Annotated in this window: 5 protein-coding genes; all 5 read right to left on the reverse strand. The window is 42.9% G+C overall.

The genetic code is table 11. From position 1 onward, the window contains the following. On the reverse strand, window positions 1–616 hold a 616-nt coding region (locus QZY09_RS09195), incomplete at its 3' end, for an efflux RND transporter permease subunit (protein ID WP_295671443.1). Next, complete coding sequence (locus tag QZY09_RS09200; protein WP_295671446.1) at window positions 613–1,566, reverse strand: HlyD family efflux transporter periplasmic adaptor subunit; 954 nt, start codon at window positions 1,564–1,566, stop codon at window positions 613–615. The genes QZY09_RS09200 and QZY09_RS09195, both read right to left, overlap by 4 nt. A 1-nt stretch (window position 1,567) precedes the next feature. Further along, complete coding sequence (locus QZY09_RS09205; protein WP_295671449.1) at window positions 1,568–2,803, reverse strand: TolC family protein; 1,236 nt, start codon at window positions 2,801–2,803, stop codon at window positions 1,568–1,570. Between the two features lie 535 nt (window positions 2,804–3,338). Continuing rightward, the gene (locus QZY09_RS09210) at window positions 3,339–4,628 is read right to left on the reverse strand and encodes a HAMP domain-containing sensor histidine kinase (protein ID WP_295671451.1); all 1,290 of its coding nucleotides are present in this window, start codon (window positions 4,626–4,628) and stop codon (window positions 3,339–3,341) included. Further along, window positions 4,628–4,729 (reverse strand): winged helix-turn-helix domain-containing protein, encoded by a 102-nt coding sequence (locus QZY09_RS09215; protein ID WP_367119202.1) that lies wholly within the window; start codon window positions 4,727–4,729, stop codon window positions 4,628–4,630. Before QZY09_RS09215 ends, QZY09_RS09210 begins: the two co-directional genes overlap by 1 nt. Between the last annotated feature and the right edge of the window lie 2 nt (window positions 4,730–4,731).

A 4,731-nucleotide genomic window follows, 5' to 3' on the forward strand; every position in this document is an offset into this window, starting at 1 on the left:
TGATGTCGGGAGTGAGGCCGAGCGAACTCATTTTTTGTTTATTGAGCGTTAACCAGTATTCCTTGGCTTTGCCGCCGATCACCCTGATCTCCGAGATCCCGTCGACCTGCGACAAAAACGGCTTTACCGTATACGTAGCCAGTTGCCGCAATTCAATTGCCGAGCGCGAATTGCTTTCTAAGGTATACCCGCTCACCGGTAAAATAGAAGGGTTCATTTTTGCGGTGGTGATATTTACATCAGCAGGCAGGTCGTTTTTTATCTGGTTGATGTTGGCCTGTAATTTGGTGAGGCTTTGGTCGATATCAACATCCCAGCTCATATACGCTGATATTTCGCAGCTGCCCCTGCTGGTGGTGCTTCGTACCAGTTGCAGGCCGGGTGTTTGTTTAATGGCATTCTCCAGCGGTTTGGTAACCGTTACCATCATTTTATTTACAGGCTGCAAGCCTTCATCAGCAATGATTTTTATTTTCGGGAAAGTGATCTCAGGAAATAGAGAGGTTTGCAATTTAGAGTAGGCAAACAAACCACCCATGATGATGATAGCCAAAACCAGGCTGATCGGTTTCCGGTGGCTTATAAACGTATCTTTTATCTTTTCGGGGCTGATCATTGCTTCACAATTTTAACTTTGGCAGTGTCTGTAAGGCCATAATTACCGGTAACGATGATCTTATCCTGCGGCGAAAATTTGGGCGAAAGGATCTCCACTCTACCCCCTGATTGTATACCTTCTTTCACCGGTACCTTCACCGCAGTGGTATCGTTTAACAGTTTCATTACCCAAAAATCTGTTTGTGTTTCATTAGCCAGTATGGCCGATTTTGGCAAAGTAGATGTATGGCTTTTTGCCGATTTTATGATCCTTGCCTTTGCCACCAAATTTTCGGGTATTTGCTGACTGGAATTGATGCCGATGACAACCCCCTGTGTTTGAGCAACAGTATCCACCGATGGCATAAATGATTTTACTGTGCCAACTATCTTTGTTCCGCCGGGTAATGTGAGGTCAACTTGCTGGCCCATTTTTACATATTGCTTTAACTCGTAAGGCAACTGCATTAAAAATACAAAGCTGGAACGGTCGCTTATTACTGCCAGGGCTTCTCCATCCTGCACATAGTCGCCGGTTTGGTGGCTCAAGGCCGAAATATAGCCGGATGCCGAAGCTTTTATTTTATTTACGCCCGAAAACTTAAAACTGGTATCCAGTACATTGATGCTGTTGCCAATGGTTTGTGCCTCTTTGGTTTTAACCGTAAAAAGCACCTGTCCCTTGCTTACATTTTGCCCCGGCTGCACATTTGATTGGGTGATATAGCCTATTGCATTTGATTTTACATAATTTTTTTGAAGGGTAGTTGAGGTGGCATTCAGGTCGATATAATCAACCAGGGTACTATCGTTAACCGTGGTTATGCTAACCGGTGTTTGCGAAGTTACTTTAGCGTCCTCATCATCGGCTCCGCTGTCCTTTCCCTTGCACGCATACAGCAATACAGGGATGGCCATTATCAAATAGAATCGCCGGATAGCAGTATATTTACTGTTCAATGTTTTCATGTTACCTGTTATAGTAATTCAGCTGGTTGATGAGCTGTAGTTTAGTGATATTGGTGGTGGTACGTAAGTTTTTTATCGTCAGATAATTGTTGATGGCCAGTATCAGGTCGGCAATGCGTACATCGCCGGTTTGCAGCAGGTCGCTGTCAACTTTCACCAGGCTTTCGGTATATTTTATCTGTTCGTCAATTTGTTTCAGCAGGTTATCATTTTCGCTGATCTGCTGGTTTAGCTGCGCTATTTGCTGTTTAAACTGCACATTAAAAAAAGCTTTATAATTTTGCCGGGTGTCTTCTTCCAGGCTGATTTTCCGGTATTGCATTTTGCGTTGTCCGCCATCGTATATCGGCATGGTAAAAGTAAAGCCGGCGCTCACGCCAAAATTTTTATAGGCCTGGCCCATAAAATCCGAATTGTATCCGCCGTCGGCAGTAACGCTTAATTTAGGTTTATAACTAAAATCAACCAGTTGGCGGCTGTTTACCAGCTTCAAACTATCCAGTTTATATTGCCTGAAAAAAATGGAGGTCGTTTGGTCTGGAAGTATAGGTTTTTGGATGACTGGTTCAGCCAGCTCGATCATACTCGTATCTGCAACACCTGCCAAATAATTCAGCGTCGAGTAATCGTTTTTATAAAGCAATCTTGCCTGCAAAAGCTGTAATTGCTGCTGTTTAAGAGTTACCAAAAAGGTCAGGTAGTCACTTTGGCGGTATACATTGGCACGGGTAAGTTTTTTCAGCAGGTCTTCTTCTTTGCTCAGCAGTGCTATCACTTCCTGGTTAAACCGTACCTGTAACAGATCGCCATACGCGGTTATGTATTGGGTAGTGATCGCCTTTTTGAGGTCTTGCTCTGATATTTTGGTGGTATTACCAATTGATTGTGATTGCAGGGCAATAGCATCCAATTGGGCATTTACATTTTTTTTACCGATGATGGTTTTATTCGCACTCATCAGGGCATTCAGTGTATGTTCATTGGTTATGGCGCTGGCATATCCGTACCCGCCAATTATAGGCGCATACAGGCCACCGCTATTGGCATTTACCTGGGGTTTTAACCCGGCGAGCAGGCGCAGGCTGTCAATGGAGTTTGAGGCCACCTGGTTGTGCAGGTCTTTTAGTAAAGGACTGTTATTTTTGGCAATATCAAGGTAATGATCAAGCGTGTAGGTTTGTGCCAGCGAAACTGAACAGGTAGATAAGCAGAAGATCAGGCCGTATAAAAATTTCATTCAATGTGCTGAAAAGGGTATTTATGTAGCTAAACTATAACTTAATTTTGGATTATTTTGGGATGGAGAAGATTTTTGTTTTTAAAAACAACAGGTTTTGAACCGTTTGGTTTTAAAAGAATGCCTTGTAGTGGCAACCTCTTTGTATCTACAGATCGCAACACCAATATTACCCCGTTTAGGGTTAACCAACTGGCGAGGGGTAGCCTCTAACGAGGCAATATTGTTTTGTTTTTTATTTTCTACAAATGTTGTACCCCCATGGGGTATAAAAATGCAAGGTGTCAGGGTTTGTTTTAAGTGTTGAATGCTTGTTTTTACGGGCACTTGCTTGAATTATTTGGTTTTCGCAAGGCTGCCTCATAGAGGCAACCCCTTTGTAGCCTAAAATCGCGAATATAATATTGCCCCGTCAGGGGTTACCCATCCGGCGGACGGAAGATGAATTTGTGATTATTTTGGGATGAGCGTTGATTTTTAAAAGCATTTCCCTACCTATGAATGTCTAATCCATCGGTACCAGTGTTCTTCATCTTCAAAAATCCACTGCAAACGTGTGGTACAAGCCTTCAAAGCTATACTTTAGGGAGAAACCAAAATTCTCGCAGATTTGTTTTGATATAGTTAGCCCCAATCCGCTTCCTTCAGATCCGGATGATTTATGGAAACGGGTAAATATCTTTTCTTCATTCAGCTCTGCTCCATTCCCGGTATTTTGCACCACCAGACTATCGGCCGTTAAACTAATCACTACTTCGCCACCATTATAATTATGCCTGATGGCATTGCTAATGAGGTTACTTAATAAAACCTCGGTAAGGTAGGGACTGGCGTAAATTTCCTTGTCAGTTAAACTGCTGGTTACTTTTAAGTCTTTGTCCTGGAAGATCTCCTCAAACTGCGTGACCATTTCTTCTGTAAGTTCCCGCAGATTGATCTTTTGCCGCTCATGCAACAAGCGGTTCTCAATTTTTACCAGTAACAAAAGTGATTGGTTCAGCCGGTTTAACCTTGATACCGCACTGTACAGGTCGTTCAATAATTTGCTTTGCCTCTCGCTAAAGTTTTCTGTCTGGATCAGTGTATCCAGCTTGGAGTTAATAACAGCTATTGGCGTCATTAACTCGTGCGAAGCATTTTCGGTAAATATTTTCAGGTCCTTATAATCATGTTTCGCCCTGGAGGCCATATCCACTACTACCGTATTTAATTCCTCAAATTCATCAATATCAGTTTCAAGTTTGGGAATCTCGCGGGTATCGGCGATGTTAAACAGCCGCAGTTCTTTCATAATGTTGTAAAAAGGCTTCCACAGGCGGTTTAAAATAAAGCGGTTGGTCACCAGCAAAACCAACAGCAGCAATAAAATAACAGCAATGGTAATAGTGAAGATCAGCCTGATCAGGTCTTCCGTTTCCACCTTCGATTCCACAATCAGGATCTTATAATATTTATCACCAACCGCTACCGATGTGATCAGCCCGCGCCCTGATTCGTATTCGCCTTCACTCCTGTGTTTATGCCGTTTTACGCCTTTATCCCTGTCCCATCTTTTGTAATAATCGGTATTGATAAATTCGCGTTTTATCGAACCCGGTTTGGCTTCGCTAAAAGTGATCTGCTGGTCGTTTGATTCAAAAGTTTGGGGTAGGTGATGGTTAAGGGCAACGTATTCAAATATCTCATCCTCCTCAACTTTCAGGTCCCGGTCTTTTTGCCGGGTCAATGTCCAGCTGATGGCCTGGTAATAAATAATACCCGTGATCAGCAATACAACGATAGTGGTTGCCAGGTTTACATAATTATAACGCGCCTGCAGTTTCATTATTCGGTAAATTTATAACCCATGCCGTAGGCAGCCTGGATGTAATCCTGGCAACCCGCTTCCATTAATTTTTTGCGCAGGTTTTTAATGTGCGAATAGATAA

This window comes from uncultured Mucilaginibacter sp. (assembly GCF_903913935.1).
In the GTDB taxonomy this organism is placed as follows: Bacteria; Bacteroidota; Bacteroidia; order Sphingobacteriales; family Sphingobacteriaceae; genus Mucilaginibacter.